Origin of the sequence: Pantoea sp. DY-15 (assembly GCF_019795935.1) — a bacterium.
Taxonomy (GTDB): domain Bacteria; phylum Pseudomonadota; class Gammaproteobacteria; order Enterobacterales; family Enterobacteriaceae; genus Pantoea; species Pantoea leporis.
This window is the reverse complement of the sequence record NZ_JAIMIF010000001.1, coordinates 819,092-845,895: the sequence shown is the minus strand read 5'-3', so window position 1 is coordinate 845,895 and position 26,804 is coordinate 819,092. Positions and strand designations below refer to the sequence as shown.

28 protein-coding genes are annotated in these 26,804 nt (G+C 54.1%); 12 read left to right on the top strand and 16 right to left on the bottom strand.

The window, feature by feature from the left end; all coding sequences use genetic code 11:
• Positions 1 to 166: 166 nt before the first annotated feature.
• The gene (otsA, locus tag K5Y32_RS04110; protein ID WP_101760737.1) at positions 167 to 1,606 is read right to left on the bottom strand and encodes an alpha,alpha-trehalose-phosphate synthase; all 1,440 of its coding nucleotides are present in this window, start codon (positions 1,604 to 1,606) and stop codon (positions 167 to 169) included.
• Positions 1,603 to 2,391, bottom strand: a complete 789-nt coding sequence (gene otsB / locus K5Y32_RS04105) for a trehalose-phosphatase (RefSeq protein ID WP_101760738.1) — start codon at positions 2,389 to 2,391, stop codon at positions 1,603 to 1,605. Before otsB ends, otsA begins: the two co-directional genes overlap by 4 nt.
• A gap of 538 nt (positions 2,392 to 2,929) precedes the next feature.
• Between otsB and K5Y32_RS04100 the strand changes: the two genes are divergently transcribed.
• From K5Y32_RS04100 to K5Y32_RS04075, 6 genes are all read left to right on the top strand, one after another.
• The gene (locus K5Y32_RS04100) at positions 2,930 to 3,223 is read left to right on the top strand and encodes a hypothetical protein (RefSeq protein WP_218168224.1); all 294 of its coding nucleotides are present in this window, start codon (positions 2,930 to 2,932) and stop codon (positions 3,221 to 3,223) included.
• Positions 3,224 to 3,384: 161 nt separating this feature from the next.
• On the top strand, positions 3,385 to 4,536 hold the full coding sequence (gene fucO, locus K5Y32_RS04095; protein WP_222181861.1) for a lactaldehyde reductase: 1,152 nt from the start codon (positions 3,385 to 3,387) through the stop codon (positions 4,534 to 4,536).
• 323 nt (positions 4,537 to 4,859) lie between these two features.
• Complete coding sequence (locus K5Y32_RS04090; RefSeq protein WP_101760741.1) at positions 4,860 to 5,738, top strand: manganese catalase family protein; 879 nt, start codon at positions 4,860 to 4,862, stop codon at positions 5,736 to 5,738.
• A gap of 133 nt (positions 5,739 to 5,871) precedes the next feature.
• Positions 5,872 to 6,069, top strand: coding sequence for a hypothetical protein (locus K5Y32_RS04085; protein ID WP_101761030.1), 198 nt, complete (start codon positions 5,872 to 5,874; stop codon positions 6,067 to 6,069).
• Positions 6,070 to 6,879 carry a hypothetical protein gene (locus K5Y32_RS04080; protein ID WP_101760742.1) on the top strand — a complete coding sequence of 270 codons (810 nt, stop codon included), beginning with the start codon at positions 6,070 to 6,072 and terminating at the stop codon, positions 6,877 to 6,879.
• Between the two features lie 95 nt (positions 6,880 to 6,974).
• Complete coding sequence (locus K5Y32_RS04075; RefSeq protein ID WP_101761031.1) at positions 6,975 to 7,235, top strand: hypothetical protein; 261 nt, start codon at positions 6,975 to 6,977, stop codon at positions 7,233 to 7,235.
• A 34-nt stretch (positions 7,236 to 7,269) separates the two neighbouring features.
• Here the strand turns inward: K5Y32_RS04075 and K5Y32_RS04070 are convergent, their stop codons facing one another.
• The 4 genes from K5Y32_RS04070 to K5Y32_RS04055 all read right to left on the bottom strand — a co-directional run bounded on the left by K5Y32_RS04070 (position 7,270) and on the right by K5Y32_RS04055 (position 8,747).
• A complete protein-coding gene (locus K5Y32_RS04070) occupies positions 7,270 to 7,536 on the bottom strand; it encodes a biofilm development regulator YmgB/AriR family protein (RefSeq protein ID WP_101760743.1) in 267 nt (88 codons plus the stop codon).
• A gap of 62 nt (positions 7,537 to 7,598) precedes the next feature.
• Positions 7,599 to 7,889, bottom strand: coding sequence for a hypothetical protein (locus K5Y32_RS04065; RefSeq protein WP_101760744.1), 291 nt, complete (start codon positions 7,887 to 7,889; stop codon positions 7,599 to 7,601).
• Positions 7,890 to 8,009: 120 nt separating this feature from the next.
• Positions 8,010 to 8,255 (bottom strand): regulatory protein YcgZ, encoded by a 246-nt coding sequence (gene ycgZ, locus K5Y32_RS04060; protein WP_007891089.1) that lies wholly within the window; start codon positions 8,253 to 8,255, stop codon positions 8,010 to 8,012.
• A 213-nt stretch (positions 8,256 to 8,468) separates the two neighbouring features.
• Positions 8,469 to 8,747, bottom strand: a complete 279-nt coding sequence (locus K5Y32_RS04055; RefSeq protein WP_222181860.1) for a hypothetical protein — start codon at positions 8,745 to 8,747, stop codon at positions 8,469 to 8,471.
• A 196-nt stretch (positions 8,748 to 8,943) separates the two neighbouring features.
• Here K5Y32_RS04055 and K5Y32_RS04050 point away from each other — a divergent pair, with 196 nt between their 5' ends.
• From K5Y32_RS04050 to umuC, 3 genes are all read left to right on the top strand, one after another.
• On the top strand, positions 8,944 to 9,456 hold the full coding sequence (locus K5Y32_RS04050; protein WP_222181859.1) for a GNAT family N-acetyltransferase: 513 nt from the start codon (positions 8,944 to 8,946) through the stop codon (positions 9,454 to 9,456).
• 140 nt (positions 9,457 to 9,596) lie between these two features.
• On the top strand, positions 9,597 to 10,019 hold the full coding sequence (gene umuD, locus K5Y32_RS04045) for a translesion error-prone DNA polymerase V autoproteolytic subunit (RefSeq protein WP_101760747.1): 423 nt from the start codon (positions 9,597 to 9,599) through the stop codon (positions 10,017 to 10,019).
• Positions 10,019 to 11,281: a translesion error-prone DNA polymerase V subunit UmuC gene (umuC, locus tag K5Y32_RS04040; protein ID WP_110865986.1), complete on the top strand. Its 1,263-nt coding sequence runs from the start codon at positions 10,019 to 10,021 to the stop codon at positions 11,279 to 11,281. The genes umuD and umuC overlap by 1 nt, the downstream gene beginning before the upstream one ends.
• 160 nt (positions 11,282 to 11,441) lie before the next feature.
• Here the strand turns inward: umuC and K5Y32_RS04035 are convergent, their stop codons facing one another.
• Positions 11,442 to 11,759 (bottom strand): HigA family addiction module antitoxin, encoded by a 318-nt coding sequence (locus tag K5Y32_RS04035; protein ID WP_222181858.1) that lies wholly within the window; start codon positions 11,757 to 11,759, stop codon positions 11,442 to 11,444.
• Entirely contained in the window at positions 11,759 to 12,040 is a 282-nt protein-coding gene (locus tag K5Y32_RS04030) for a type II toxin-antitoxin system RelE/ParE family toxin (RefSeq protein WP_222181857.1), read from the bottom strand. The genes K5Y32_RS04035 and K5Y32_RS04030 overlap by 1 nt, the downstream gene beginning before the upstream one ends.
• A 213-nt stretch (positions 12,041 to 12,253) precedes the next feature.
• On the opposite strand from K5Y32_RS04030, the gene K5Y32_RS04025 reads away from it, so the two are divergent.
• Positions 12,254 to 12,505 carry a hypothetical protein gene (locus K5Y32_RS04025; RefSeq protein WP_008102814.1) on the top strand — a complete coding sequence of 84 codons (252 nt, stop codon included), beginning with the start codon at positions 12,254 to 12,256 and terminating at the stop codon, positions 12,503 to 12,505.
• 5 nt (positions 12,506 to 12,510) lie between these two features.
• Here K5Y32_RS04025 and K5Y32_RS04020 read toward each other — a convergent pair whose 3' ends face one another.
• From K5Y32_RS04020 to K5Y32_RS04010, 3 genes are all read right to left on the bottom strand, one after another.
• Positions 12,511 to 14,070, bottom strand: a complete 1,560-nt coding sequence (locus K5Y32_RS04020; protein WP_222181856.1) for a sensor domain-containing diguanylate cyclase — start codon at positions 14,068 to 14,070, stop codon at positions 12,511 to 12,513.
• Between the two features lie 270 nt (positions 14,071 to 14,340).
• Positions 14,341 to 16,605 carry a catalase HPII gene (katE, locus tag K5Y32_RS04015; protein ID WP_110865983.1) on the bottom strand — a complete coding sequence of 755 codons (2,265 nt, stop codon included), beginning with the start codon at positions 16,603 to 16,605 and terminating at the stop codon, positions 14,341 to 14,343.
• Positions 16,606 to 16,874: 269 nt separating this feature from the next.
• On the bottom strand, positions 16,875 to 18,008 hold the full coding sequence (locus tag K5Y32_RS04010; protein WP_101760752.1) for a glutathione-independent formaldehyde dehydrogenase: 1,134 nt from the start codon (positions 18,006 to 18,008) through the stop codon (positions 16,875 to 16,877).
• A gap of 222 nt (positions 18,009 to 18,230) precedes the next feature.
• Between K5Y32_RS04010 and K5Y32_RS04005 the strand changes: the two genes are divergently transcribed.
• On the top strand, positions 18,231 to 18,623 hold the full coding sequence (locus tag K5Y32_RS04005; protein ID WP_222181855.1) for a YgiW/YdeI family stress tolerance OB fold protein: 393 nt from the start codon (positions 18,231 to 18,233) through the stop codon (positions 18,621 to 18,623).
• Between the two features lie 190 nt (positions 18,624 to 18,813).
• Positions 18,814 to 19,428, top strand: a complete 615-nt coding sequence (locus tag K5Y32_RS04000) for a response regulator transcription factor (protein ID WP_101760754.1) — start codon at positions 18,814 to 18,816, stop codon at positions 19,426 to 19,428.
• A gap of 66 nt (positions 19,429 to 19,494) precedes the next feature.
• On the opposite strand, the gene K5Y32_RS03995 is transcribed toward K5Y32_RS04000, so the two are convergent.
• The 5 genes from K5Y32_RS03995 to K5Y32_RS03975 are packed head-to-tail and all read right to left on the bottom strand — an operon-like array spanning position 19,495 to position 26,725.
• Positions 19,495 to 25,056 (bottom strand): ATP-binding sensor histidine kinase, encoded by a 5,562-nt coding sequence (locus tag K5Y32_RS03995; RefSeq protein ID WP_222181854.1) that lies wholly within the window; start codon positions 25,054 to 25,056, stop codon positions 19,495 to 19,497.
• Entirely contained in the window at positions 25,053 to 25,439 is a 387-nt protein-coding gene (locus K5Y32_RS03990; protein ID WP_222181853.1) for a response regulator, read from the bottom strand. Before K5Y32_RS03990 ends, K5Y32_RS03995 begins: the two co-directional genes overlap by 4 nt.
• A gap of 41 nt (positions 25,440 to 25,480) precedes the next feature.
• A complete protein-coding gene (locus K5Y32_RS03985) occupies positions 25,481 to 25,732 on the bottom strand; it encodes a XapX domain-containing protein (protein WP_217546879.1) in 252 nt (83 codons plus the stop codon).
• 2 nt (positions 25,733 to 25,734) lie between these two features.
• Positions 25,735 to 25,977, bottom strand: coding sequence for a DUF1427 family protein (locus K5Y32_RS03980; protein ID WP_222181852.1), 243 nt, complete (start codon positions 25,975 to 25,977; stop codon positions 25,735 to 25,737).
• Positions 25,978 to 26,032: 55 nt separating this feature from the next.
• The gene (locus tag K5Y32_RS03975) at positions 26,033 to 26,725 is read right to left on the bottom strand and encodes a hydrolase (RefSeq protein ID WP_101760759.1); all 693 of its coding nucleotides are present in this window, start codon (positions 26,723 to 26,725) and stop codon (positions 26,033 to 26,035) included.
• Positions 26,726 to 26,804: the final 79 nt, after the last annotated feature.

Here is a 26,804-nt window from a genome sequence, read left to right as displayed (position 1 = left end):
AAATCGATTTCGTGAAGTTACAGTGGCGCGTGAAAACGCTGTGCAGTGCGGTAGCGATAGGTCGCCTAATAGCGGGGAATTTTGGCTGATGAGGTTGTCATGAATGGCCGGGAGTTTTTGAAAAATAAGGTCGCCATAAATGGCGACCCTACTGGTATGGTGCGCGTTACGCTAATTTTGGAAAGGTGGCGACTTTATTTACCGTACCGTGATCGTCACTGCGTACCGGCAAAGTATTTAAATCTTTCAGGAAGCTTTCACGCCAGTGTGAAATATCCTGTTTGCGCAACACCGCCATCATGTCGTTATAACGCGAGATACGTTCGGTACGCGGCATGGTCAACGCGCGATCGAGCGCCGCCGCCACGTCATCACGATCGTACGGATTGACGATCAGCGCGGAAGTCAGCTCATTGGCCGCACCAGCAAAGCGGGACAACACCAACACGCCAGGGTTATCCGGGTCCTGTGCTGCTACATACTCTTTCGCCACCAGATTCATGCCGTCACGCAGCGGCGTAATCAAGCCGACGTTGGTGAGACGGAAGATCTTCATTAACAGACGACGATCAAAGTGCTGATTGAGGTAATAGAGCGGCGTCCAGCCCAGCGTGCCGTATTTACCGTTGATGCGCCCCGCTTCCGTTTCCAGCTGGTGACGGATGTCCTGATAAGCCTGCACATCGCCGCGCGAGGTGGGCGCAATTTGCGAGTAGCGAATTTTGCCGCGGTGCTGCGGGAAATTCTCCAGCAGGGCTTCGAAGGCCAGGAAACGCTCCGGCAATCCTTTAGAGTAATCCAGGCGCTCACAGGCAATGATATTCTGCAGATCGCCCAAATCGCGTTTCATCGCCGCCATTTTCGGTGGCAGCGGTCCTTCCGCCATCTCTTTAATGGTGTCCGGCTCAATACCAATCGGATAGACCTCAGTCATAAAGGTGTTACCGAAGGCGCGATGCTTCTTCTCTCCTTTATTCTGCAGCTGCGTCAGCTGGCTCAGGCTATCAAGGAAAGCTACGCGGTCAGATTCTGTCTGGAAGCCCAGCAGATCGTAGTCGCACAGCATTTCCAGCAGCTCCTGATGCGGCGGAAGAGCATTGAAGATCTCTGGCGTCGGGAACGGGATATGCAGGAAGAATCCGATGCGGTTATTAATGCCCTGCTTGCGCAGCTCGGCGGCAAACGGCAGCAGATGATAATCGTGGATCCACAGAATATCGTCGGGCTTCAGCAGCGGTTTAAGGCGCTGCGCTAGCAAAGTATTGACGCGGCAGTAGCCATCCCAGGCTTCGCGCTGATACTGCACCAGATCGAGGCGATAGTGGAACGCCGGCCAAATCACGGTATTGGAGAACTGGAGATAATATTGATCATAATCGTTTTGATTAAGCGGCAGTGACGCATAGGTGATGCCGTCTTTTTCGATCTGCGTAAGTTCTTCATCTTCTTCTTCACCCGAGAATTCGCTGATCTCTCCGTTCCAGCCAAACCATAATCCACCGGTATCTCGCAGTGCATCTAAAATACCGACAGCAAGCCCGCCTGCGCTGGCCTTGCTACCATCGGGGATCGCGATACGGTTAGATACGACGACTAAACGACTCATAACCTAAACTCCTTACCAACATTGTCATGTTCTAGTTGTAATAATAGTTGTTCAAGCCAGTGCCATACGGCCTCAACGCTGTTGAGGCGATAGCGTGCATGGCTGGCCCCTTCACCGACTTTGACAGAGATCCCCTGCATGGCATTTACCACGAGGAATCCTTTTTCATCTGTCAGGTCGTCTCCCACAAATACCGGAATGCGTCCGGCAAAGGGTGCTTCCTGCATGAACTCACGTACGGCAGCGCCTTTATCGATGCCTTGCGGCTTCAGTTCCACCACGCATTTACCTGGCTGAAGCGCCAGCTCGGGAAAGCGTGCAACGGCGTCTTCGGCCAGCTGCATAATGGCGTTTTCGTACTGCGGCGCATTGCGATAGTGAAGCGCAAATGCCATGCCTTTCACTTCTAATAGCGTATCGGGCCACTGATCCAGCGTCTGCTGCAGTTCAGTTTGCAGTGTTTGCGCAATATCCCCCGGCAAGCTGTGGCGATGCACGCGGCCCGCCGCATCGCGGCGTTCTGCACCGTGCACGCCCGCAGCGGGAGCTTCAAGTGGCGCGACTAAGGCGTCGAGTTGCGCAATCGGACGGCCAGAAACCAGCGCTAAGGCGCCGTGGCTAAGATTGGAAATGTGTTGCAGCAGCTGGCGTACCGGAGCGGGAATGGAGACCGACTCGGGCTGCGACTGAATCGCTGCCAGCGTGCCGTCGACATCAAAAAAGAAGGCGTAGAGTCCGCCACTTAATGACGGCAAGGTGCTGTTGTGATTAACCGCGGAGGTCACGACTCTTCTCCTGTCTTGTGGAATTTGTCATTACAGGATGTTCGGAGGCTGGCTGGGTGATCGAGGCGGTTGCTACCGCAGAAGTGTGTGCGAGGAGGTTTTGCAGATAACACGGAATTTCGATAGATAACTCTCCACAAACAAACATCATTTAAACTCACTCGCCAGGCTGACTGCAAACATCGTCAGAATTAAGTGTAGACGCAGATCACGATATTGCCAGATACGCGCGGCCTGGCTATAGGATAAGTGGCCGTTTTAAGGCTTATGCCGCAAAAGAATCGCCTCAGCGCTTTTTCAGCCGTTTCGCTTATTTTTTAGCGTTGATAACGCCCTTCTCCCGCCTCAATTCCCGGATTATGCCGACTTGCATCCGCCGCGAGGATTATCATATGGTGCGTTTACCGTGCGGCTACAGCGCGGAAATAGCGCCCTGATCGGCATTGATCACGGCTCTTAGACCCATTCAGGCAGGAATCCGGATAATGGAAAACCGATCGACATCACATTTTTCACTTGTCGCGGCAGGTGAGCGAAGATGATCCCGCAAAGCTACAGCCAACGCGTTCACTTCTATTACTGCATTCTGGTCGCCCTGAAAATCAACGCCAAAACGAAGAAGTCTGGCGGCGTGCGCGGCAAGAATAACTTCCTGCTGAAATGGCTGCGTAATGCGCAGAACAACACCATTTTCCCGCCGGATATCACCAGCGAGATTGAGTGGCTGCGCGCCAAGATCATCAGCTCCGGGCCCGACACCGACCTGGAACCGATGCTGCAGTATGTCTACGACACGGCGAAGCGTGCCGAGACGATGCGTTTAGGTTCATGATTCCTTCCATTTATTCGACTCAATGGAAACCGCGATTTTATTGAGGCAACGCAATATCTGTATCGTCATTACCACGTAAATCTGGGTACGGTTAAATCTTCTTATCTTGATGAATTTAATCGAAAAATCTTAAATCTGGCATCTACGTGAAGGTAATTAATATGATTAACAGAATGATCCTCAATGAGACCGCCTATTTCGGTGCGGGCGCGATTAATTCTATTGTCGATGAGATTCACAAACGCGGTTTTAACAAAGCGTTGGTGGTGACCGACAAGGATTTGATCCAGTTTTCTGTCGCCACCCGCATCACCGATCTGCTGGCGCAGTACGACCTCAGTTTCGCCATCTATGATGAGGTGATCCCCAATCCTACCGTTGAGGTGGTGCATGCGGGCGTCGAGGCTTTTCGTCGTTCGGGCGCCGATTATCTGATCGCGGTGGGCGGCGGCTCGCCGCAGGATACCTGTAAAGCTATTGGCATGATGATTGCCAATCCCGAGTTCAGTGACGTGCGCATGCTGGAAGGCGGCGCCGCCACGCGCAATCCCTCCGTACCGATCATTGCGGTGCCGACCACTTCCGGCACCGCAGCGGAAGTGACCATCAATTACGTCATCACCGATGAAGAGAAGAAGCGCAAGTTCGTCTGCTACGACCCGCACGATATCCCGGCGATTGCCATTATCGATCCCGACATGATGGCCAGCATGCCTGCCAGCCTGAAAGCGGCGACCGGCGTCGATGCGCTGACGCACGCCATTGAAGGCTACATCACGCGCGGCGCGTGGGAACTTACCGACATGTTCCATCTCAAAGCGATTGAAATTATTGGCCGCTCGCTGCGTGATTCGGTTAAAGGCGTGCCTGCGGGCGTGGCGGATATGGCGCTCGGTCAGTACATCGCCGGAATGGGCTTCTCGAATGTTGGCTTGGGTCTGGTGCACGGTATGGCGCATCCGCTGGGCGCGTTTTATGGCACGCCGCACGGCATCGCAAATGCGGTTCTGCTGCCGCATATCATGGCGTTCAATGCCGAGCATACCGGCGAGAAGTACCGCGATATCGCCCATGCGCTGGGCATGGAAGGTGCCTATAGCTGTTCATTAGCCGATGCCCGTGCGCTGGCCATTGATGCGGTGATCACCCTAAACCACGATATCGGTATTCCGCTCAGACTGCGTGATATCGGCATGCAGGAGCAGGATGTGGATGCGCTTGCCGCCGCAGCTTTCGCCGATGTATGTACGCCGGGCAATCCGCGGGAGTGCAGCGTGGCGATGATCGCTACGCTGTATCGTGAGTTGTTCTGATTAGGCGTTAATCAGGTCGCCATTAATGGCGACCGACGTGTTTTGTAGGTGCGCATTTATGCGCACCAGAACGAAGCGCTTATTTAATTCATGCCAACATTCATCTCTCAGAAATAATATTAACGCTGCAGCTTAAAATAAAATTAATTCAACCCGGTGCGCTTGCAGCAATGGGATGCCCGCTTAGTATTAATGAGGCGGCATGCAGTTGATGAGTACAAGGCTAAATTCACTCCTTCCCTCCTCCATTTCTTATCGTTATTTATTTTTAAACATCAGAATTAATTCCCTTTCTCCGTTTATTTTATTTTTTGAGGTGAGCTATGTTTCGACATGTAAAGCAGTTGCAATATACCGTGCGCGTTAATGCGCCCAATCCCGGTCTGGCCAATTTATTACTCGAGCAGTTTGGTGGTCCGCAGGGCGAATTAGCCGCTGCGATGCGCTATTTCATGCAGGGCTTAAGTGATGAAGATGCGGGTCGTCGCGAGATGCTGATGGATATCGCGACTGAAGAGTTGAGCCATCTGGAAATTATCGGTTCGCTGGTTGGCATGCTGAATAAAGGTGCCAAAGGCGAACTGGCGGAAGGCAGCGAAGAGCAAGGCGATCTTTATCGCTCCATTACCGGCGCGGGCAATGACAGCCATCTGACATCGATTCTGTACGGCGGCGGCCCAGCATTAACCAACTCCGCGGGCGTGCCCTGGACAGCGGCTTACATTGATACCATTGGCGAAGTGACAGCGGATCTGCGCTCCAACATCGCGGCCGAAGCGCGCGCCAAAATCCTCTACGAACGCCTGATCAACCTCACCGATGACGTGGGCGTAAAAGATGCGTTAGGCTTCCTGATGACGCGCGAAGTGGCGCATCAGCTGTCGTTTGAAAAAGCGCTCTACTCCATCCACAACAACTTCCCACCGGGCAAACTGCCGCCGATCGAGAAGTATGCGCACACCTACTACAACATGTCTCAGGGTGACGATATTCGCGGTAGCTGGAATTCGGATGAGAACTTCGACTATGTCGCCGACCCGCAGCCCGCAGTGGATGGCGGTGATGGCTCCGCCAGCGTGACGCTGCCGTCAAAACAGCTGAGCGATCTGGATACGCTGGCAACACGCACCGCTTCACAGCCCGATACCAATCCGATTACCGGCGCGGAACCCGGCAGTAAAACGCCGCTTACCAATCAGTAATCATCACAGGTCGCCCTAAACGGCGACCTGGCAGATTAATCCGGAAAACGCCCTTTCATTTCAGTTACGCGGCTGGGTTGTTGAGGGATGTGCCATAGTTGACGCTGGCATAAATAATAAGGATGGCTTGATGATGTTTGGTTTTTTAACTTCCCTGTTCGGTAGCCCGGAGTCATTAGTGCAAGTCATGACGCGCCAGGACATTCAGGAATCGATTGAGGAAGGCGACAGAATTATTATTGATGAAGATGGTAACGCTTCGGTTAATGCGTTGAGTCCTGAAGTTCAGCGCGATTTTGCCCATCATGTCAGCACATTAAAGGATATTTAAATGGGCACGGCGATATTTATGGTGATGATGGTTTGCGGCTATTGGTATACCAGCCGCGACATGTCGAGCCGTTTAAAAATTAAGCGTTCCTTTGGCTGGGATGTCTATTTTCTCATTGCGCTGTATGGCTGCATATTTGTGCTGCAAGGCGTGCTGGCCACCGCGATCATCTGGCTGATTCTGCTGGCCGCATCGGGCGTGAATAATGCGTTTGCGCTGACCTCGGCGGAGAATGTGCACTGGAACGTCGATTTCATGACGTGGAGCTTTTTAGGCATTCAGGCCCCGGTGGTGCTGATGCTGGCCTTTGCCATCCTGTTCTGTATGTATCGCTCCAACTGGGCGGTCAGCGCCCGGCTCAACGCCGGTGGACGCAAGGAGTTGTATCAACGCCTTTCCCGCTCCAACGGCATTGAACAGTTGCTATTGCAATGTATGGAAGAAGGCGAGCTGGCGTGGGTCACACTGAAATCGCGCCGTATCTATATCGGCATGATTCACGCGGCGACCTTTGAATATCCAAACACTGCCAACATTGTGTTGATCCCGATGCTGAGCGGCTATCGTGATTCACGCACGCTCAATCTGGCGATCGAGCATAATTACAGTCTGTGGTACCACAATCACAACATTGATTTCTCGTCCGCACCTAAAAGTGCCCTTGAGTTTCGTAAAGTGATTATGGTGCATCAAATAGAGAGTTTGTCGCTGTTTGATCCGGCCAGCGCCAGCGCATTAGCGATGGATAAGCAAAGCGGTAATAAACGCAAGTGGATGCGAAAATCCGCGCCCAAACGCGACTATCCCTAAATTTACTATTCAAAGATGCTGGCTTAATCGTGCAATTGCTTTATGTTGCACGGAGCCAGCAACATTCCATAATAAGTCAAAATAATAAGGGCATCATGATGGACTTTAAAAAGTTCGAGGACACTTTACAGCTGTGGGGGAATTTACACTTCACGGGAATTGAACTGCAACAGCGTGATAATAAAAGCGAAATTTACGCGACCGGCACTAATAATCATACCCAAAGCCAGCTGTATATTTGCACGCTTTCAACTGATGTTGCTTCACACGTCCAGTTAAAACAGTTTCGCACCTGGTTGCACAGAATTAATATTGGCAAAGCGAAGCGCCGATTAGCTCTCGCCAGAAAGGATTAATTCATTGTCCCCGCGCGGGGGACAGAGAGGAATATCAGGCGTCGTCAGGCGTGTAACCCACCACAATTTCCAGTGTTTTGCGCAGCACATCAGCTTCAGCATCACCTTCTGCGGTTTCCAGCGCCATAATCAAACAGAGAATAATCGATTTATTACTGACGCGCCCTTCCGTGGCCAGCACGTGGCGGATAACCCTATCCAATACGGCAGCTTCGTTTCTTAACGTACTGTCTGCATTGCGAAAATGCTCTGCCAGTTCGGTGTCAGGCAGTGCAGCGTAGAGGTTGTGATTTTCCGACATGATTCCAGTCCCGTGATTGTATCTACGCTCGAATTTACAGTGCCTAAATGCGAGCCAATCGATCAATGTTTACGATTGTTACCAGACTGTTGGTTGTTACCAAACAGCTGAAGAACGTTGTCGCTTTGCGGCTGCTCTTCGCGCAGCTTTTTTCCCGCCGAAATACTGTTGCGTACGTCGGTGATGGCGGCAGTAATCGCTGCACGCTGCTCTTCGTCATTGCTCTGCTGCTTCATCAGCATCAGCTGATTCAACAGCGCTTGCGTATTGACCGGGCCCGTACGTTGCAACAGCGCCAGCGCCGCTTCGCCAATAATTTCATCGATTATTTTCTGGTGTTCACTTCTATTCATAACGAATTTTCATAACGAATCTCTGACCGCCGCTTCGCCCCGGTGCGGGGCGAAACCAGTGTGGGAGCGTATTCAGAGTAAAATTTTAATACTTGTACAAGTTTGACGTCTGACTGGCTCTCAGCTTTCACGTTCAAATAACAAGCCAATCAGCTGATGATAGTGATGCTCTTCTTCAGCATTGGCGGCCAGTTCCAGTCTGCGCAGCAGCTTGGTGCATAGCGATTTGCGGTTGAGGTTACGGCCTTCGCGTAAGATTTCAACCACGATCTGACCCAAGGTTTCCTGCTGCGATGGCAGCGACGCTTTGCTGAAATAGTTGGCAATGGCCTCGACTGAACTCGGCGTGTATCCGTTCTGACGCATAATTGACCCCAATAAATGAAAAAGTTAGATCATTTGACCTAAGTAAAGTTGTACAGATAGCAAAAAACTGTACAAGGAGCTTACTCAAGATATCAGGCAGGTTTTGTTGCAAAAAGTGCTAAGAAGTGTGAATTAGGACAATTAGAAAGCTTTTATTTCCAAATCTGTGCGCTCCGCGCCGAAAGTCATCGACGCGTGAGCCGGTTGGGATGGTCAATTGTCGTCGGCATCGGCCGCAGGCATTCTGACACTGCCTTCCTGGCGACTCAATCCGCGCAATGCTGAATGGACGCGATTATCGCTGCCCGCCGGTTGACGGTGCGTGAGCAACCATTGCTGCGCCTGGGCAATACGCTGCTGCTGTTGACTGTTTTGCTCTTTTCTCGCCATGCGCGCGAGCTCTGCCAGCAGTGAGGAAACGCTGACTTCCTCACGGCGCACCAGTAATGCATAGGCCGCTTCGCCGATAATTTTAGGTTGCGAATCTGACATCTTCTACCTCCTGAGAATATGGGCTTACGCTTGCTTCTCACTTTTCATTATAGATCATCGGCCTGACACCTTGTTAACAGACAGCTCTGGTTATCTTGGGTTTTTGTTACTAACACGTTATGGTAACTGCCCTTCGGTGGCCTCTGCTCGCACCGACGACGTGATTAATAACAAGCATTAAGCAAGGAAATCTGGCATGGAGTTCACCATACGCAAAGCCACGGCAGAGGATGCAGAGCTGCTGCACCTGCTGGGCCGCATGACCTACAGTGCGCATTTCAAACATATGTGGGTTTCCGCAGACGAACTGGATGCCTTTATCGACAAGGAATACGGTCTGGCAGAGCTGAATAGCAGCCTCGCGGCGCCCAATGAGAGCTGGCTGATCGCCGAGACCGACAAGCCGATTGGCTTCGCCAAAGTCACCTGGAACACGCCAGTGCCGGATTCCGGCATGAGCGGCGCGTTGCCCAACAAGCTCTACCTCAATCCAGAAGAAACCGGCAAAAACTACGGTCGCTGGATGTTCGAGAGCATCATCAATGAGGCGCGCGACAAGCGTGAAGGCTACCTGTGGCTGGAAGTGTTAGGCGATAACGTGCGTGCACGTAAGTTCTACGAAGCCTTTGGTATGCAGCACATCAAAGACATTCCGTTTATCACCGCTTCACAGCAGAGCACCCTGCAGATCATGGGGATGATGATTTAAGCGCAGCGGTATGCCCTTTGGCACAAAATAAATTTCCTTTGTTGCCAACTGTTTTGCAAATCATTACGGGTTCTGGCTTGATCAAACTGCCTATTCGACATTACTGTATACATATACAGTGACGATTTGAGATCGCAGCCATGCAGTTTTATCAGCCCGCGGAAATCCGCGCTATTCTCGCCTTACCTTTGTTCATCAGCCGCGTGCCCTGCGGCTTTCCGTCCCCAGCGCAGGACTACGTTGAACAACGTATCGACCTCAACGACTTTTTAGTCGATCACCCCAGTTCAACCTATTTCATTAGAGTCAGCGGTGACTCGATGATCGACATCGGTATCAATGAGGGTGACATGCTGGTGGTGGACAGCTCGCTCAAACCCAAACACGGTGACATTGTGGTGGCTTCGCTTTCCGGCGAGTTCACCGTGAAACAGCTGATGTTACAGCCTTACCTGCATCTCAAACCGATGAATACCGCGCATGCGGTGATCGCCATTCCTGACGCCGATGAGTTCGAAGTCTTCGGCATCGTTAAACACGTGATTAAAACCATAGGCCGCTGATGTTTGCCCTAGTGGATGTGAATTCGTTTTACGCCAGCTGTGAAACGGTGTTTCGCCCGGATCTGCGCGGCAAGCCGATTGTGGTGCTGTCGAACAACGACGGCTGCATTATTTCGCTAAGCAGAGAAGCCAAGGCGCTGGGCATTAAGATGGGCGCGCCCTACTTCAAACATCGCGAAGAGTTGATGCGCCACAAAGTGGTGGTGTTCTCGTCTAACTATGCGTTGTATGGCGATATGTCGCGCCGCGTGATGGAGACGCTGGCGCTGATCTCCACGCGCGTGGATGAGTATTCCATCGACGAAGCCTTCGTTGACGTCACCGGCATCAACGCCTGCATGACATTCGAACAGTTAGGCCGCGACATTCGCGACCGTATTTATCAGGACACCCATTTGCGCGTGGGTGTCGGCATTGCGCCGACCAAAACCCTCGCCAAGCTCGCCAACTGGGCCGCCAAACGCTGGACCAAAGCCGAGAACGTGATGGATCTCTCTTTGCCCCACCGTCAGCGCGAGTTGATGAAACTGGTCAAGGTTGAAGAGGTGTGGGGCGTGGGCCGGCGCTTATCGAAAAAGCTCAACCTGATGGGCATTACCACCGCACTGCAATTGGCTGAAACCCCGACCGCGCTGATCCGTAAACACTTTGGCGTGGTGCTGGAGCGTACGGTGCGTGAATTATGTGGCGAGTCTTGTCTGGCGTTTGAGGAGGTGATTCCCAACCGGCAAAATATCCTCTGCTCGCGCTCGTTTGGCGATCGCATTACCGAATATCAGGATATGCGCGAAGCCATTGCCAATTACGCGGCGCGTGCCGCAGAGAAATTGCGCAGCGAGCGGCAATATTGCCGTCATATCGGGACGTTTATTCGTACCAGTCCGCACGATCCGCATCATCCTTATTATGCCAATGCGGCCAGCCAAACCTTGATTACGCCCACCGCTGACAGCCGCGATATTATTCAGGCCACGCTCAACTGTTTAGATCGCATCTGGGTGCCCGGTAAGCGTTATATGAAAGGCGGCGTCATGCTGGGCGATTTCTTTAGCGATGGCGTGGCGCAGTTTGATCTGTTTGCGGAATATCAGCCGCGTCACAATAGTGACCAATTAATGGCCCTGATCGACAAGATGAATGCCCACCAGCGCGGTGCGTTATGGTTTGCCGGGCAAGGCATTCAGAAACCCTGGTCGATGAAGCGCGAGATGCTGTCCCCGGCCTACACCACCCGGCTGGCGGATCTGCCGGTAGCGAAGTAAGCGCTTCACGCTTGAATTACACCCATATCAATACACTCTTCAGTCCCTGACACAGCGTCATCACAACCGTAGAACCGGGTTCGTCTAAAGGTGTCTGAACCGACCAAAGAAAAACCGCGCCAGCTAGCGCGGTTTTGTACAGGTATCTGGCGTGGGTGCGTTACTTCGCTGCCCTGTGCGCCTCAGAAGCGGCTTTCATACCCGGATGCAGATTGACACCGGAAACGTCCGTGGTTTCTCGTGCCTTGTGCAGGTCGCATGCCGCCTGCATTGATAACCACAGGCGCGCCGCAATACCCAGCCCCGCCTCAAGCCGCACCGCCATTTCAGGGCTGACCGATGCTTTACCGCTGGCGACTTTACTCAGCGCTGAAGCAGAAACACCAAGCTCTTTCGCCAGTACGCGCAAGCCAATATTGTTATCTTCGATGTATTCGGTGATCAGACCGCCCGGATGCGGGGGATTGAACATTGCCATCAGTGGTAGTCCTCCAGGTTAAGAATATAGGCATCGCCGTCGGTGAATTCGAAGGTGATACGCCAGTTAGCCCTGACCGTTAATGAAAACAGGTTTTTCCTGTCCCCTTTCAGGGGATGAAAACGAAACCCCGGATAGTTTCTGAATTCATCCGTGGAGAACGCTTCATCAATGACCAGAAGGCGAAGCCGAATGCGTTCTGCGTCCTGCGCCTGGACGCCGCTGATATCACCTTTCTCAAACAACTTTTGTAATCCCTTATGCTTCCAGCTTTTAATCACATCACACCTCCGTGTTTCCTGTTGAGAAACATCATATCATATGTTTCTCAACAGGAAACAGGTCTGGCTTTTTATTTTCGCAGCGCGTCACAGACTCAAGCCCTGAGCGGATCTACCGGTGGCGAAGTAACCGCTTCACGCTTGAATTACACGCATGTGAATGCGATATTCAGCCCCTGATACAGCGACAGCTTAATAACATCCGGAGAACCTATGTCGAATGAAGAACGCGTAAACGAGCTGGAAGAAACAGTAAACCAGCTGCAGATTGAAGTCGCTGCCTTGCGCGAATTAATGATTAAGCAGGTGGCGGTAAATAACATCACCTTTAAAGGGAAATATGACGAGGTGATTATTCAGCTGGCGAAAGAATATGAAGAGCGCGGCTTAGAGGACGAAAGGAATAGCCAGATGCACGAGGCGCTGCGTCAATATATCAAGTATCAGCTACCCGCCGTGGAATAAGCCGATTACGCTTGCGGTTCATCGATATTGACCCCTTTCGCCCCATCACGCCCTTCACGCTTTGCCCGGTACAAGGCGTGATCGGCGTACTCCAGCAGTTTTACCGCACTAAGGGTGGCGGACGTTGCGGTAGTGGCGCAGCCGGCACTGATCGTCACCTGGCCTTTGGGCGAAGAAATATGCGCAAGCTGCCTGATCCGCACCGCCTCAACCACCCGATGCGCAATCGTCATGCCCTCATCGAATGGGGTATCAGGCAGGATCAGCGCAAACTCCTCGCCGCCATAGCGCGCGGCGATATCGGAGCGCCGCACAACCACGGCAGCTAATACTTCACCGATCGCTTTCAGGCACTTATCCCCGGCAATATGGCCGTAAGTGTCGTTGTAGTGCTTGAAGAAATCGATATCCATCATGATCAGCGTGAGCGGTTTACCGCTGGCGGCGGCGTGGGCCAGCGCCTGATGCAGGAAACGATCAAACTCCCTTCGATTCGCCAGACCGGTTAAACCATCAACGTGCGCGAGTTGATTCAGGGCGAGGTTGGCGCTGTGCAGTTCGTCGCGCAGCTGAGTCAATTCCTGCTGATAGCGCAACACGCTACGCGCCTGACGCAGCTGGAAGACGCCGAGCAGCAAGATGGTCAGCAGCAGGATAATGCTGAGCAGAATATCCTGCGCCCGACGGTTAACCCACACATGGAACAGATCGTCACTGTTGTAACCGGCGGCGACGATAATCGGATAGCGATCGGAACGCGCAAAACCAAAGATCCGCGCCTGGCCATCCAGCACCGATTTCCACTGCCCGCTGCCGCGATCCATTTTCGCCAGCATCTCCTGAAATAGCGGGCTGGCTGAGAGATTTTTGCCGATGTAACTGTCAGGCATCGGACGCGCATACAGCACCGTGCTGTCAGCCAGCATCAACACCAGCACATCGCGTGCACCGAGCTCGTAATAGCTGTAGAAGCGACGGAAAAAATCGACCTTGATGGTGGCCAGCAACACGCCCTTAAAGCCACCGTTGGCATCACTGACGCGCAGGGAAACGGGGATCACTAAATCGCCGGTGCTGCGGCTGTTGATCACCGGGCCGATATGCACGCTGTTGCGGCGGTTATTGCGCTGAAAAGTGAAGTATTCGCGATCGGAGTTATTGATATTGTTGGGTGCGCGCTCGGCGGAGGTGGCGATCCACTTGCCATCTTGATCGTAGTAGAACAAGCCATGCAGCTGCGGTAAGCGGCGCTGTAATTCGCGCATGGTGTTACTCAGGTCACGGCCCTGAATGCGCGTTGCCAGCTGTAGCTGCAGATCACGCTGTACCTGGCGTAGCGACAGCTCGGTCTGCAGGAAGGTGTCTTCCGCCTGACGCGATTGTGATAACGCCAGATTCATCGCGGATTCCTGGGTCTGACGCACGGTCGCCAGCCAGTCTTCACGCAAGGTCCAGATACTCATACTGGCTACGGTGATCAATAGCAGCAGTCCAGAGAGCACAATGCTTTTCAGTAAACCGCCGTCAGAAGAGATCGGCTTATCCATTTTTCTTTTTAACTGCATGTTGTCCTCTGTCTTCCCCACCAACAGAGTTAAGCAGGTAAACCACGCATCAGTGGACGAATGCGGTTATTTTTCGGGCCATCGATAACTCCTATGACCAGTTGCGAAATATTACTGTAGTCTGGTTCCACCACATTGAGTGGCAGCAACACACAGTACGCGTTTACACGATCACTTCGGTATGCATCTCGACCAGCCCGCTACGAGCGGGCTTTTTTTTGCCTAAGATGCAGGGAAAACGGGGCGGAGCAATCAACTCCGCCCCGCGCATTAGGCTGCGACGGTCAGCGCTTTTTTGCTGCGCGACCAGACGCGATGGGATGCCATGACAGAAAGGAAGTCCGCCATAAAGGTGCCCTCGGCTTTCACATCTTCCACCAGCCCTTCCTCGACCTCATTGTCCTGCACGTTGAACTGCGCCTTAAACCGGCGTGCATCACCGCTCAGACCGATGGCTTTGAGATGCTTGTAGGCTTCCAGCAGGAAGTAGCGCGCATCACCGCTCAGCAGCAACGCATCGATATTGCCATCCGGCACAATCACCGCATCAAAGGTCAGCGAAGGAAGACCGGTAAAGGTGGCATCAACCGGCAGCACCGAGCCATCATCCGCCAGCACTTGTCCCATGTGCGCTGCCAGAATTTTGGCATGCACGCCCTGCGCTTTCAGCGCCTGCAGTATCGCCAGCACGTCGGCGGCTTTCACACCGTCGCTCAGCAGTAACGCCACCTGACGGCCTTTGATATCGCCGCTCGGTTGCGCATACAGACTCAGGCTGTCATCTTTTTTCAGGCCGTTGACCTCTTTCGGCGGAACGGTGTTGAGCTGCTCATCACTCAGCTTCAGCCCCAGATTGGTGGCCACAGCCTGCGCCAGCGTGACGTCAATCTGCAGCAGATGATCGACCACGCGTTCGCGGATGTAAGGACGCGCTACCTTGCTGAGCTCAAACGAATAAGCGCCGATGATATGCTGCTGCTCTTCCGCGGTCTGGCTCAGCCAAAACAGCCGTGGCTGCGAGTAATATTCGCCAAACGATGGGCTACGCTCGCGCACCTTGCTGCCTTCCACCCGCTCCTGATAGCTCTCGAATCCGCCCTCTTTTGCCGCTGGCGGCACTTCACGTGGCCAGTTGTTGTTGATGGAGTTCGGTTCGTAGTTGGCCGGATTGGTATCGATTTCCGTGCGATGCATGCCCTGACGCTGGAAATTGTGGTACGGGCAAACCGGACGGTTGATCGGGATCTCATGGAAGTTCGGCCCACCCAAACGGCTGATTTGCGTATCGGTGTAGGAGAACAAACGGCCCTGCAACAGCGGATCGTTGGTGAAGTCCAGCCCTGGCACAATGTGGCCCGGATGGAACGCCACCTGTTCGGTCTCGGCAAAGAAGTTGTCCGGATTACGGTTGAGCACCATTTTGCCGACCAGTTCGACCGGCACCAGCTCTTCAGGGATCAGTTTGGTGGCATCGAGAATGTCGAAATCGAATTTGAACTCGTCCTCTTCCGGGATCAGCTGCAGGCCGAGCTCATATTCCGGGAAGTCCCCAGCTTCAATCGCTTCCCACAGATCGCGACGGTGGAAATCGGGATCGCGGCCGGTCAGCTTCTGTGCTTCATCCCACAGCAGCGAGGCTTTGCCCGCCACCGGTTTCCAGTGGAAACGCACGAAGGTGGCTTTACCCTCGGCGTTAATCAGGCGGAAAGTATGGATGCCAAAGCCTTCCATGGTGCGATAGCTGCGCGGAATACCGCGATCCGACATCGCCCAGATGACGTTATGCAGCGTTTCAGGTTGCAGCGACACATAATCCCAGAAGGTGTCGTGCGCGCTCTGCCCCTGCGGAATTTCGTTGTGCGGCTCGGGTTTCACCGCATGCACGAAGTCCGGGAATTTGTGCGCATCCTGGATGAAAAATACTGGCGTGTTGTTGCCGACTAAATCAAAAACGCCCTCATCGGTATAGAACTTGGTGGCGAATCCACGGATATCGCGCACGGTGTCAGCCGATCCTGCGCCACCCTGCACGGTGGAGAAACGCACGAAGACGGGTGTGATTTTTTCGGCATCGCTGAGGAAACCTGCTTTGGTCAGTTTTTCCAGCGAGCGGTAAGGCTGGAAATAGCCATGCGCCGCCGAACCGCGCGCATGCACGATACGCTCAGGAATGCGTTCGTGGTCAAAATGCGTGATTTTTTCACGCATGATGAAGTCTTCAAGCAACGTGGGCCCGCGCGAACCGGCACGCAGCGAGTTCTGATCGTTGGCGATGCGGGTGCCCTGATTGGTGGTCAGGTCGGCGTTTTCACCATTTTTACGGTACTCATCGAGCTGCTCAAGTTTGCTGTTTTGCGTGGCGGGCGCTTTCAGGCTGCCGGGCGCGGTAGGCTGCTTGCCCGGCGGCGTCGGTTCAGCGGCAGGTTTATGTCCACCGCCTTGCGGTGCTAAATCACCTAATCCTGGCTCAGAGGTTTCTGGCCCTTTATGCGGCGCGGTATGGGTTAAATTCTGTTCTTTTTTATCTTTCGACATGTGACATGCTCCTCCAGTTAAGACCCTATTAACTGTAGAGCATAAAAACATTTATATTTCGTCTGGTTTAGAAATGATGTTTAAAGAGATTAATGAGGAGAATGTAAAGCGAGGATATTTTAACCGAAAGGTAGCTTTAATGGTTTATTAATAAGATTAATCCTGATAAATACCGTTGCGCTTTATTTCAATTATTTTCGCACCCTCCACAGGGTCGCCATTAATGGCGACCAAAAATATCATGCGGCATAACAGGCGCTATGAATGCGTTAAGGTTTCAAAATCACCTTGGTCCAGCCCGCATCACGATCGTCGAAATGGCGGTACGCTTCGGGGCCTTCGGCCAGCGACAGTCGATGAGAAATAATGCTCGCCGGATGCGCTTTGTCGGTGGCAATCAATCGCGCTAGCTGGCGGTTATAGGCTTTGACGTTGGCCTGGCCGGTACGGATCGACTGCCCTTTAAACCAGAAGCTGCCGAAATCGAACGGCATTTTACCCACTTTGGCTAACTCGCTGGCCGCGCCGGGATCCTGCGGGATAAACACGCCCACCACGCCAATGCCGCCGGTGGCTTTGGTGGAGGCGACCAGGCTGTTCATGGTGGCGCTGTTATCTTCGTGTCCATGCTGATTACAACATTGATAACCCACGCATTCACAACCGCAATCCGTGCCGCGTCCATCCGTCAGATCAAGGATTTGCTGCACCGCTGCGTCGCCCACGGCATTGATGCCCGTTGCGCCCATCTGCTCCGCCAGCGCCAGGCGATCGGGGTGCGTATCCACCACAAACACCTGCGACGCGCCTTTGATGATCGCCGAATGCGCGGCCATCAAGCCTACCGGGCCCGCACCGTAGATGGCGACGCTATCGCCCGGTCGCAGGCCTGCCAACTCGGTTGCATGCCAGCCGGTGGGGAAAATGTCTGACAGCATCACATAATCTTCCTCTTTCTCCACCGCATCCGGTGGCAGCAGCAAACAGTTAAAATCGGCAAACGGCACGCGCAGCAGCTCGGCCTGACCGCCTTCCCACTCACCCATTTCAGCAAAGCCGTAGGCCGCACCTGCGGTGCCGGGGTTGGCGGTCAGACAGAAACCGGTTAACCCTCTCTCACAATTTTCACAGAAACCACAGCCGACGTTGAACGGCATACAAACGTAATCGCCAACCTTAAGTCGCTCGACGCCACTCCCCACCTCCACCACTTCGCCAAGGTTTTCATGACCAAAGATGCGCCCCTGTTCAAAGCTGGTGCGCCCCTCGTACATATGTAAATCGGAACCGCAAATATTGGTGGTGGTAATACGAATAAGCGCATCGGTAGGACGCACAATTTTTGCATCAGGAACATTTTTAACCGAGACATCAAAAGGCCCGTTATAGACGATAGCTTTCATGATTTATTTTCCTGAGTGGCTAGCACTCTTAATTCGAATGAGCAGATAAGCACGGCGCTAATTTAACGTCGCGCTTAGCCAAAGAAATAAAAACCGCGTCTACATACCCTGGCATAAATAAGTCAGTTGTGCTTTTTTCAATTACCGCTGCGTTTGTCGTGCAGTCGCGCATATTTGTGCCAGACTTAACACCGTGTCAGCAGGAAAATCTATGGAGAGCGTATGAAACAGGTTGTTATAGCTTCAGTAATCATGATGTTCAGCGTTGGCGTGAGCGCAGCGGAAGGCGGATACCAATCAGGTGAAACAGCACCGCCGCAGAAGAATCAGGATGCCGGTTATAAAGGATCGGAAGACACCGCACAAACCCCGATTTCACGTATTCGTGATTTCCGTCAGGGCGGCTATGTCACGCTCGAAGGCCATATTATTGAAAAGCTGAAAGGTGATAGCTACAAATTCCGCGATGATACCGGCACGATTATCATTAATGCTGAGAAACCGGCCTTCAAAGAGAAAACCTATTCAGCCAGTGATAAAGTTCGCGTCAGTGGAAAAGTGTATGGGCGTGGCGAACAAACCACCTTGAGGGTATCGCGAATTGAAGAACCTTAAGGTTACGCATTTATTACCTTAAGAATAGCGGGTGAGTGCATGGCTTTTCATCCTCACCCTTTTTAAGCCTGACAGCGCAGTAGATAATCACATTCACATATACGTTTTTCGCCATTCCTACAGCACTATTTTGCGGGTATATTAGCGCGCATGTAGTGAATAGAACTCGTAAGAGTCTGAATGAGTTTTTATGGATAGAACGATTTATATTGTTGACGATGACCACGCTGTCATCAACGCGCTGCAAAATCTTCTGAGCTCAGAAGGCTACCTGATTTCGACCTTTACCTCCCCCGCTGAATTTTTACATCAGCCGCATTACCGCACCCCGAGCTGTTTAATTGTCGATATGAATATGCCGGGCCGCGACGGCTTTGATGTCTCGCAGGATCTCACCGCACGCGGATACACCATTCCCACCATTTTCCTCACCGGCTTTGGCACCATTCCTCTGACGGTCCGCGCGATGAAGGCCGGTGCCTTTGAGTTTCTCACCAAGCCGGTGATGCCGGATGACCTGATACAAGTGGTATCCGCTGCCATGGCGCTGGCCGAAAAAAGCGCAGCACTCGCACAGGAAAGAGTTGTACTCACCGGGCGTTATCACTCTTTAACGCCACGGGAAATGGAATTGATGCTGCTTGTCATTCGCGGTTTATTAAATAAGCAGATTGCCGCCGAAATGGGCATCAGTGAAATTACGGCAAAAGTGCATAAACGCCGCGTAATGGAAAAAATGGCGGTGCGTTCAGTATCAGAATTAGTCAGAGCCGCTGAGAAACTTCATTTACTGCAAGATGAATAACGCGCGCGTTAAAGTGATAACGGTCCGATTTTACTCCCGCGAAATAGCGCGGGTGGATCAGATAAACTATTTCCCCAGATTTAATGGCAGGGTAAAGCTAAATACGCTGCCACCCTGTGGGCGGTTTTCCGCACTCAGCACACCACCATGACGTTTGATGATTTCATTACTGATGGTCAGGCCCATTCCCATTCCTTCCGCTTTGGTGGTGTAGAAAGAGTCGAATATCTTGCCGATAACCTCTGCCGATAATCCGCTGCCGTTGTCGGCCACCGCTATACGAATATGATTCGCGTCAGGATTGCAGGATGAGAGCCGCAGAATACGCGCTCCGCCATTATCCGCCATCGCCTCAATGGCATTAATCACCAGATTCAGCAGCACCTGCTGAATCTGTACGCGCTCGCAAAACACCTCATCCCATGGCGCTTTAATATCCAGTTCAAGTGCCACCGAGCGGCGCTCAAGTTCCAGACGCGACAAGGTTAAAATATCGCGCGCCAGCAGATGCAGCCTGGCCGATGCATACTCCGCGACATTATTGCGCGTTAGTGACTGCAGGCCGCGAATAATTTCGCCAGCGCGCCGCCCTTCGTTAATGATCTCCTCAATGCTTTCACTGGCTTTCTCCAGCTGAGCCGGATCGCGTTTCAACCAGCGCAGGCTGGCGCCAGCATTGGCCACAATCGACATCAGCGGCTGATTGATTTCATGGGCGATAGATGAGGTCAGCTGTCCTACCGTGGTGGCGCGCGCCACGCGAGCCAGCTCGGCCTGGGCAATTCTGGCGGCATCTTCGGACTGACGCTGCGCGGTGATATCCGTCAGCGTGCCGAAATATTCGGCGACATCCGGCCAGTTCTCCACCGGCTCACCGATGCCTTTGATATAACGGCATTCGCCGTCATCACGGATGATACGAAATTCAGCCTGCATGCTCACGCCATACGCCACGCTGGATTCAATCAGCGCTTTCAGGCACTGAAGATCGTCTGGATGCACCCGCCGCTGAAACTCGGCCATCGAGGTGCTCACCTGCCCGGCGGGCAGCCCCATGATGCGTTTATATTCGTCCGATATCAGCTGGATATCCGGCTCAAGATGCCAGTGCCAGGTACCGGTATTACTGATTTTTTCACCCAGCATCAGGGATGTCTGGCTGGCACGCAGCTGTTTTTCAATTTTCCGCCGCTGGATGTTCTCCTCCACCAGCTCGGCATACAGCCGCGCCGTTTCCAGAGAAACCGCAGCCTGCGCGCCTAACATCGAGACAATGCGCGAGTGCTCCGCAGTGAAAACATCCGGCATCAGCCGGTTTTCCAGATAGAGTACGCCCACCATTTGCGCCTGGCGGAACATCGGCACACACATCACTGCCGCGCCAGAGGCAACCAGATAGTTATCCTGACTAAACGGGCTAAACACTTCCGGCCGACCGGTACGGATTTCCTGTCCGGTGCGGATCACCGCCGAGAGAATCGACAGCGGCAAATCGGTCGCCACCGGCAGTTCATTAACGATTTTGACTCTGACGCCTTCCACCGTGGAGGAGGCGCGCGCCTGAATTTCCGGCACATTGCCGTCGATGAGGCGGATCAAAATACAGTGCTGCGCCCCGGCGCGCTCCACCAACATCATCATCAAAATATGGATCAGCCGATCAAGATTGATCTCTTCGGTCAATGCGCGCATCGCCGTGACCAGGCTTTGCAGGTCGCTGATCACCGCGCTCTGCTCAAAGGTCACGGTGTTTAACGCGCTCTGCGGCGGGTGCGCCGCCAGATGCGGATAGTACATTTCAAGCTGACGCACCTTGGCGCCCGCGCCCCAGCGATCCCAGGCGGCAAGCGCGCCTTTGATGTAACCCTCGGCGGCGAACGCCATGCCGCGCGCATTGGCGCAGCGCGCGGCCAGTTCGCATGCCAGGCCGTTAATCGGATGGAACTGCCCTTTGCGCGACAACTCAATGGCTTTTTCAAACTGCTCCAGTGCCGCGCCGCTGTTATCCTCCAGCCTGAGCAGTTCGGCGCGCAGCAGCGCTTCTTTGTCGGCGAAGGTGCCGGCGTTCTCCGATGCCCAGGTGATGATTCTGTCAAGATGGCGCTGCAGTTGCTGCCGCTGCGTGGCATTAAGCTCATTCGGTTGCAGCGGTATGGTGAGGGAAAGCGCGCTGTAGAGGTGGAAATCCAGCATATGCACATGGCCGGGAATCACGTCAGTGAGCGGCGCGGCGTCGCTGAACTGGCGATGGGCGGCGACATACTCACCGGCAAAGAAGTGCGCCATGCCTTTGTACAGCCGCGCCCAGAACTGCATCAAAAACAGCGGTTCAATGGCGTGTTCGGGCCGCACCACGTTTAGCGTGGGCGCATGGAAATCATCGCCGGACAAGGTCTCACCGGCTGGCTTACGCAGGAACATCACGTAATCCAGCTGCATGCCGAGAATCACTTCCACATCGCGATACTGCGCTTTGCGCACATAGACCATGCCGCGCATGATCGAAGTATGCACGCCATCAAGATGGTCACCGCGCGCCAGGCAATTCATGGTGAGATGGCGCAGCGCCAGACACGCCGACGTGCGATCGCCAATATCAACCGCCACATCAAAAGTCGCTTTAGCGCACTCAATGGCGTAACTGAGTGGCATGGTCCAGACGCTCACCTGATCCAGCGGCATCAGCGTGCGCGCTTTGTAGCTGACGAAATCGTGCTTATACACCAACTCACGGGCCAGCAGCGCACTGGCGAATCCACGGCTGTATTCGTCGAACTGATCGCCACACACCACGCCGTACCAGGCAAGCGCCAGCGTGGAGGCACCGCTGATGCCCTTCTCCATGGTCAGATGCAGAAGTTTACACAGGATAATGAACTGCAGCCGTGGGCTGATAAAGGCGGCGAAAGTGCTGGCGCTGGCCATCAGGTTCATCACCGCTTCAGTTTTGTGGCAGGTCACTCGCGGCAGGGAACGGAAACGCGTGTAAGGATTTTTGCCGACATCCTTTTTCAATCGATGCCTGGCGACATCGCACTCGGCTTTATCCGGATAGCGCTGCAGATGAATGCCAAACACCGCCAGCCAGGCCAGCGCGGTTTCCAGCGCCAGCTGGCTGTCGGACTGACGCATATGAATTTCAGCAATCAGCGTCGCCGCTTCGGCTTTATCGGTGACCGCACCGGGCGTGGCGAGAATCTCGGAACTCAACGCCAGCGCGCCCGATAAGTTGCCGTTTAAAAACTCACACTCCGCTTGCTCAAACAAAAACAGGCCGTTCTCCTCCGCGCCTGATTCTGCGTTCAGCGCTCGGGCGGTGTGCAAGAAACGCAGCGCGGAAGCGTAATCGCCCATAATTTTTGCGCGTCGGGTGGCGTTTAATAACAGCAGACCGAACGCAGCGGCTTCAGGCGTTAAAAGGGCGCGGTTTTGCAGCGTGATGGTGTGATGCGCGGCACTGAACAGCAGCGCATGCGCGTTATCCTGGCGCGCGGCCTGCATGTAATAGCGCGCGGCGGCAACGTGAAAATCATCTTTTTCTGCCGACGAAAGCAACTTCAGCGCGGCCTCATGCATGCTGTCATGCATAAAGGCGTAGCTGTGATCGGTCAGCGAGATCAGCCGGGCCTCAGCCGCAGGGCGCAGCGTGGCGTGAAGGGCGCTAAGCGTCGTATCGAGAATACCGGCCAACACCGGCAGATCGCCGCTACTGCCGATGCAGGCCAATCGGCCCAGCAGCTGGCGCACCGGCAGCGCGAGCAACTGCAGCTGTTGCAGCACGCTGGCTGCAACATTCGCGGTGTAATGGCAGTTTCTCAGCGCGTGCGGATTGTAGGTCCATTTATGGGATGCGACGTGCGTGATGTGGTGATCGCGCACCGCCTGGCGGTAAAACTCACGCGTGGCGAGCGGATTCCCGGCGGTTTTTTCATGGATGATCTGCGCCAGCTCGGTGGTCTCCGCGCTGCGCGTGTGAAAAATGCCGGCCAGCCAGCTGGCGATATTTTTTACCGACAGCGGCTCGGGCGTGACATCCACAATGCGCGTGGCCGCCGCACGAATCCGATCCAGGCTGGCGACCACCCTCGGACAGGACAACGAGGCGCGATCGCGATGAGAGATGACCAGCAACAAGGGAATATCGTCGCTGGAACGCAGCAGATTCTGCAGCAGCTGCAAAGTCGCCTGATCGGCCCAGTGCACATCATCAATCAGCAGGATCAGCGGCCGTCCCGGCACCGTAAAGGCTTTCACCAGGCTGCAGGCCACCAGATTCAGGCGATTGCGCGCATCCAGCGAGCGCGCATCCGCCTGCACGCTGGCTTTGTGGTTGAGCAAGATGCCCAGCTCGGGCACCAGATTGACGGCCAGCCCAACATAATTCCCCAGTTGACGCGTGATGTGTGTTTTCCAGCGCGCCAGCTCTTCGGCAGGCAACCCGAGCAGATGCAGCGTCAGCGATCGAAACGCCGAGGTAAATACCGCGTAGGGCAAAATGGGCGAGTGCTGGTCGGCTTTGGTCACCGTCAGCAGCGCGTTTTTTTCCCGCAGGATTTTAAGCGCCGAGGCCATCAGCGCCGATTTTCCGGCACCGGGCGCGCCGCTAATCGCCACCATGCAGTGTTTCCCGCTGCTGCACACCTCATCAAACGCCGCCAGCATCTCGCTGGCCTGAGCATGGTCGCTGTACAGCACATCGGATAACAGCGTTGTGGTTGGCACATCCTGTAAGCCCAGCGCGAAGGATTCAACTACGCCGTCAGGCATCAGGTTGGATTCACAGCGGCGCAGATCGGCCAGCACGCCTTCGACGGTTTGATAACGCTGCTCCGGCGATTTGGTTAGCAGGCGTAAAATGAGGGATGAGAGTACCAGCGGCACATCTTTGCGCAGCCGGTGCGGCGGCAGCGCTTCGGAGGCAATGTGATGGTGCACCCATTCAGCTGCACCACCTTCGGCGCTGCCATAGGGAAGCTTGCCGGTGAGTAATTCGTAAAGCACGATGCCCAGGCTGTAGAGATCGCTGACCTGGCTGACCGCGTGCGCGGTGCGCGAGGTATGCTCGGGCGACATGTAGGCCAGCGTTCCGCCGGTCACCGAGGCGCGCAGCGGCTGCTGTGAGTCCGCTTCGATAAACGCCAGGCCAAAGCCGCCCAGCACCACGTCGCCTTGATCGGTGAAGAAGAAGTTGGCTGGTTTGATGTCGCCGTGCACCAAGCCTTGCTGATGCAGCTTGCTGAGCGCGTTACACAGCAGCACGGCGCAGCTGATGAACTTCTGTATTTTACCCGCAGGCAGGCGTAGATAATCCGCCAGGGTTTGGTAGCGGAAAGCGGGATAAATCAGGGCGTAGCGCCCTTGATATAACGTGTGGCGCAGCGGTTTTAGCGCCCAGCTTTCTGCTAATAAGGCGCGCAGCGCATACTCATTTTTCAGCAGTTGCGTAACCTGAAACACCGCCTCTTCGGCCGCCGCCGTGGCCAGCACGAAGCGCTCACCGGAGACCAGGTGTTGGCATTCGATCCATTCAACCTGCCCTTCCTGCGCCAGAGGGGTAAAAACAATGTCATCCGCCAGCACCAGCGCCGCGTCATCCGCGATATTTAACGACAGGAAAAGCGTGCTCATTGGCGCGCTGCCTGGGAGGAAAACGCCAGGCGAATATGTTCGAACAGCAGGTCGATATCAATGGGCTTTGGCATAAAGGTTATCGCGCCTAGATTGATGGCATACCAGAGCATATTCTCATCACCATTGCCGGAGATAATAATTCCGGGTGGATTCTCGCGACGCTGTACCAGCGCACGGAACAACTCAAAGCCCGACATGCCTTTGAGCTCAACATCAATAATAAACAGCGCAGCGTCATTTAGGGCCGTCTCGTCCGCTAATAGCGCTTCAGCCGACTCAAATGCCTGCGTTGCGTATCCTTCCGACTGAAGCAGATTGCTCAAACCACTGCGAACCGATCGTTCATCATCAACAACGACAATGCGCTGCGACAGCTGCATGCTGTGTTCCTTCATTATTATTCACTGCCTGCGGCGCGTCCTCAGGAGGTTTTGTCACTCGATGGCGGCGTGCCGCTGATTTTAGGCACACACTCTTGACGAAACCAGGCCAGCGTGACCGGTTGACGGTTAATCAGGCGCTTGCACAGCGGGATAATCTGTTCGCCGACCAGCATACCAAACAGACCAAGCAGCGCAATCACGGGCGGCGCTGGGGAATTGACGTCGATAACGGCATAAATGATCCCGACTAAAATACCGACGGAGAGCGATATCGCATAGGTTTTCAGCATGTTCAACCCGCCTGTTTTGCGGTGAGCGTGGCGGGAGGTAGCGGCCTGTCAGCGGCCATCGCGCGTGAGGTTTTATCGACGGGCGCTACGGGATGCGTCAATTTTCCACCCAGCGAACTGCCCACAATCATGCCCAGCAAGCCCACCAGCGCCACGGCGGGCGGCGCCGGCGATCGCACGTTGAGCAAGGCGTAAATCAGGCCGATAAACACACCCGTCGCCAGAGAAATCAGTAAAGGACTCACCGGTCCTCCTTGAAAAAAGAAAGGCGAGCCCGTAAGCGCTCGCCTGGGTGACGATTTAGCGAACGGGCGCAGCAACCGGTGCCAGCGTGCGATGCTCGCTCTTCTGACGCGATGGCGCTTTGTGCACCATGGTGTAAGCGTAATCAACGCCGATGCCGTAAGCACCGGAGTGCTCTTTCGCGATATCCATCACCGCGTTGTAGGTCTCTTTGTGCGCCCAGTCGCGCTGCCACTCCAGCATCACCTGCTGCCAGGTCACCGGGATCACGCCCGCCTGAATCATGCGCTGCATGGCATAGTCGTGCGCTTCTTTGGTGGTGCCGCCGGAGGCGTCAGCCACCATGTAGATCTCATAGTCGCCTTCCAGCATGGCGCACAGCGCGAAGGTGTTGTTACACACTTCGGTCCACAGACCGGAAACCACAATTTTCTTCTTACCGTTGGCCGCCAGCGCATCACGCACTTTCTGGTCATCCCACGAGTTCATCGAGGTACGCTCAAGAATGTCCTGGCCGGGGAACACATCCAGCAGCTCCGGGAAGGTGTTACCTGAGAAGCTCTCGGTCTCCACCGTGGTGAGTACAGTAGGAATGTTGAACACCTTCGCCGCTTTTGCCAACGCGACCACGTTATTTTTCAATACCTGACGGTCGATGGACTGCACGCCAAATGCCATTTGCGGCTGCTGGTCAATAAAGATGATCTGGCAGTTGTGCGGCGTCAGTACTTCTAATTTACTGGTTGTCATTTTTGTATGCCCATTGAGGTGAATGTCTGGGCGCAGTGTAAGAACCTTTGGGCACACGAACCATTATCTATAGGTATAA

What these genes read in the sequence shown, in the direction of transcription:
- otsA (WP_101760737.1), bottom strand. Translation starts at nt 1,606, where the DNA reads ATGAGTCGTTTAGTCGTCGTATCTAACCGTATCGCGATCCCCGATGGT.
- K5Y32_RS04100 (WP_218168224.1), top strand. Translation starts at nt 2,930, where the DNA reads ATGATCCCGCAAAGCTACAGCCAACGCGTTCACTTCTATTACTGCATT.
- fucO (WP_222181861.1), top strand. Translation starts at nt 3,385, where the DNA reads ATGATTAACAGAATGATCCTCAATGAGACCGCCTATTTCGGTGCGGGC.
- K5Y32_RS04090 (WP_101760741.1), top strand. Translation starts at nt 4,860, where the DNA reads ATGTTTCGACATGTAAAGCAGTTGCAATATACCGTGCGCGTTAATGCG.
- K5Y32_RS04085 (WP_101761030.1), top strand. Translation starts at nt 5,872, where the DNA reads ATGTTTGGTTTTTTAACTTCCCTGTTCGGTAGCCCGGAGTCATTAGTG.
- K5Y32_RS04080 (WP_101760742.1), top strand. Translation starts at nt 6,070, where the DNA reads ATGGGCACGGCGATATTTATGGTGATGATGGTTTGCGGCTATTGGTAT.
- K5Y32_RS04075 (WP_101761031.1), top strand. Translation starts at nt 6,975, where the DNA reads ATGATGGACTTTAAAAAGTTCGAGGACACTTTACAGCTGTGGGGGAAT.
- K5Y32_RS04070 (WP_101760743.1), bottom strand. Translation starts at nt 7,536, where the DNA reads ATGTCGGAAAATCACAACCTCTACGCTGCACTGCCTGACACCGAACTG.
- K5Y32_RS04065 (WP_101760744.1), bottom strand. Translation starts at nt 7,889, where the DNA reads ATGAATAGAAGTGAACACCAGAAAATAATCGATGAAATTATTGGCGAA.
- ycgZ (WP_007891089.1), bottom strand. Translation starts at nt 8,255, where the DNA reads ATGCGTCAGAACGGATACACGCCGAGTTCAGTCGAGGCCATTGCCAAC.
- K5Y32_RS04055 (WP_222181860.1), bottom strand. Translation starts at nt 8,747, where the DNA reads ATGTCAGATTCGCAACCTAAAATTATCGGCGAAGCGGCCTATGCATTA.
- K5Y32_RS04050 (WP_222181859.1), top strand. Translation starts at nt 8,944, where the DNA reads ATGGAGTTCACCATACGCAAAGCCACGGCAGAGGATGCAGAGCTGCTG.
- umuD (WP_101760747.1), top strand. Translation starts at nt 9,597, where the DNA reads ATGCAGTTTTATCAGCCCGCGGAAATCCGCGCTATTCTCGCCTTACCT.
- umuC (WP_110865986.1), top strand. Translation starts at nt 10,019, where the DNA reads ATGTTTGCCCTAGTGGATGTGAATTCGTTTTACGCCAGCTGTGAAACG.
- K5Y32_RS04035 (WP_222181858.1), bottom strand. Translation starts at nt 11,759, where the DNA reads ATGGCAATGTTCAATCCCCCGCATCCGGGCGGTCTGATCACCGAATAC.
- K5Y32_RS04025 (WP_008102814.1), top strand. Translation starts at nt 12,254, where the DNA reads ATGTCGAATGAAGAACGCGTAAACGAGCTGGAAGAAACAGTAAACCAG.
- K5Y32_RS04020 (WP_222181856.1), bottom strand. Translation starts at nt 14,070, where the DNA reads ATGCAGTTAAAAAGAAAAATGGATAAGCCGATCTCTTCTGACGGCGGT.
- katE (WP_110865983.1), bottom strand. Translation starts at nt 16,605, where the DNA reads ATGTCGAAAGATAAAAAAGAACAGAATTTAACCCATACCGCGCCGCAT.
- K5Y32_RS04010 (WP_101760752.1), bottom strand. Translation starts at nt 18,008, where the DNA reads ATGAAAGCTATCGTCTATAACGGGCCTTTTGATGTCTCGGTTAAAAAT.
- K5Y32_RS04005 (WP_222181855.1), top strand. Translation starts at nt 18,231, where the DNA reads ATGAAACAGGTTGTTATAGCTTCAGTAATCATGATGTTCAGCGTTGGC.
- K5Y32_RS04000 (WP_101760754.1), top strand. Translation starts at nt 18,814, where the DNA reads ATGGATAGAACGATTTATATTGTTGACGATGACCACGCTGTCATCAAC.
- K5Y32_RS03995 (WP_222181854.1), bottom strand. Translation starts at nt 25,056, where the DNA reads ATGAGCACGCTTTTCCTGTCGTTAAATATCGCGGATGACGCGGCGCTG.
- K5Y32_RS03990 (WP_222181853.1), bottom strand. Translation starts at nt 25,439, where the DNA reads ATGCAGCTGTCGCAGCGCATTGTCGTTGTTGATGATGAACGATCGGTT.
- K5Y32_RS03985 (WP_217546879.1), bottom strand. Translation starts at nt 25,732, where the DNA reads ATGCTGAAAACCTATGCGATATCGCTCTCCGTCGGTATTTTAGTCGGG.
- K5Y32_RS03975 (WP_101760759.1), bottom strand. Translation starts at nt 26,725, where the DNA reads ATGACAACCAGTAAATTAGAAGTACTGACGCCGCACAACTGCCAGATC.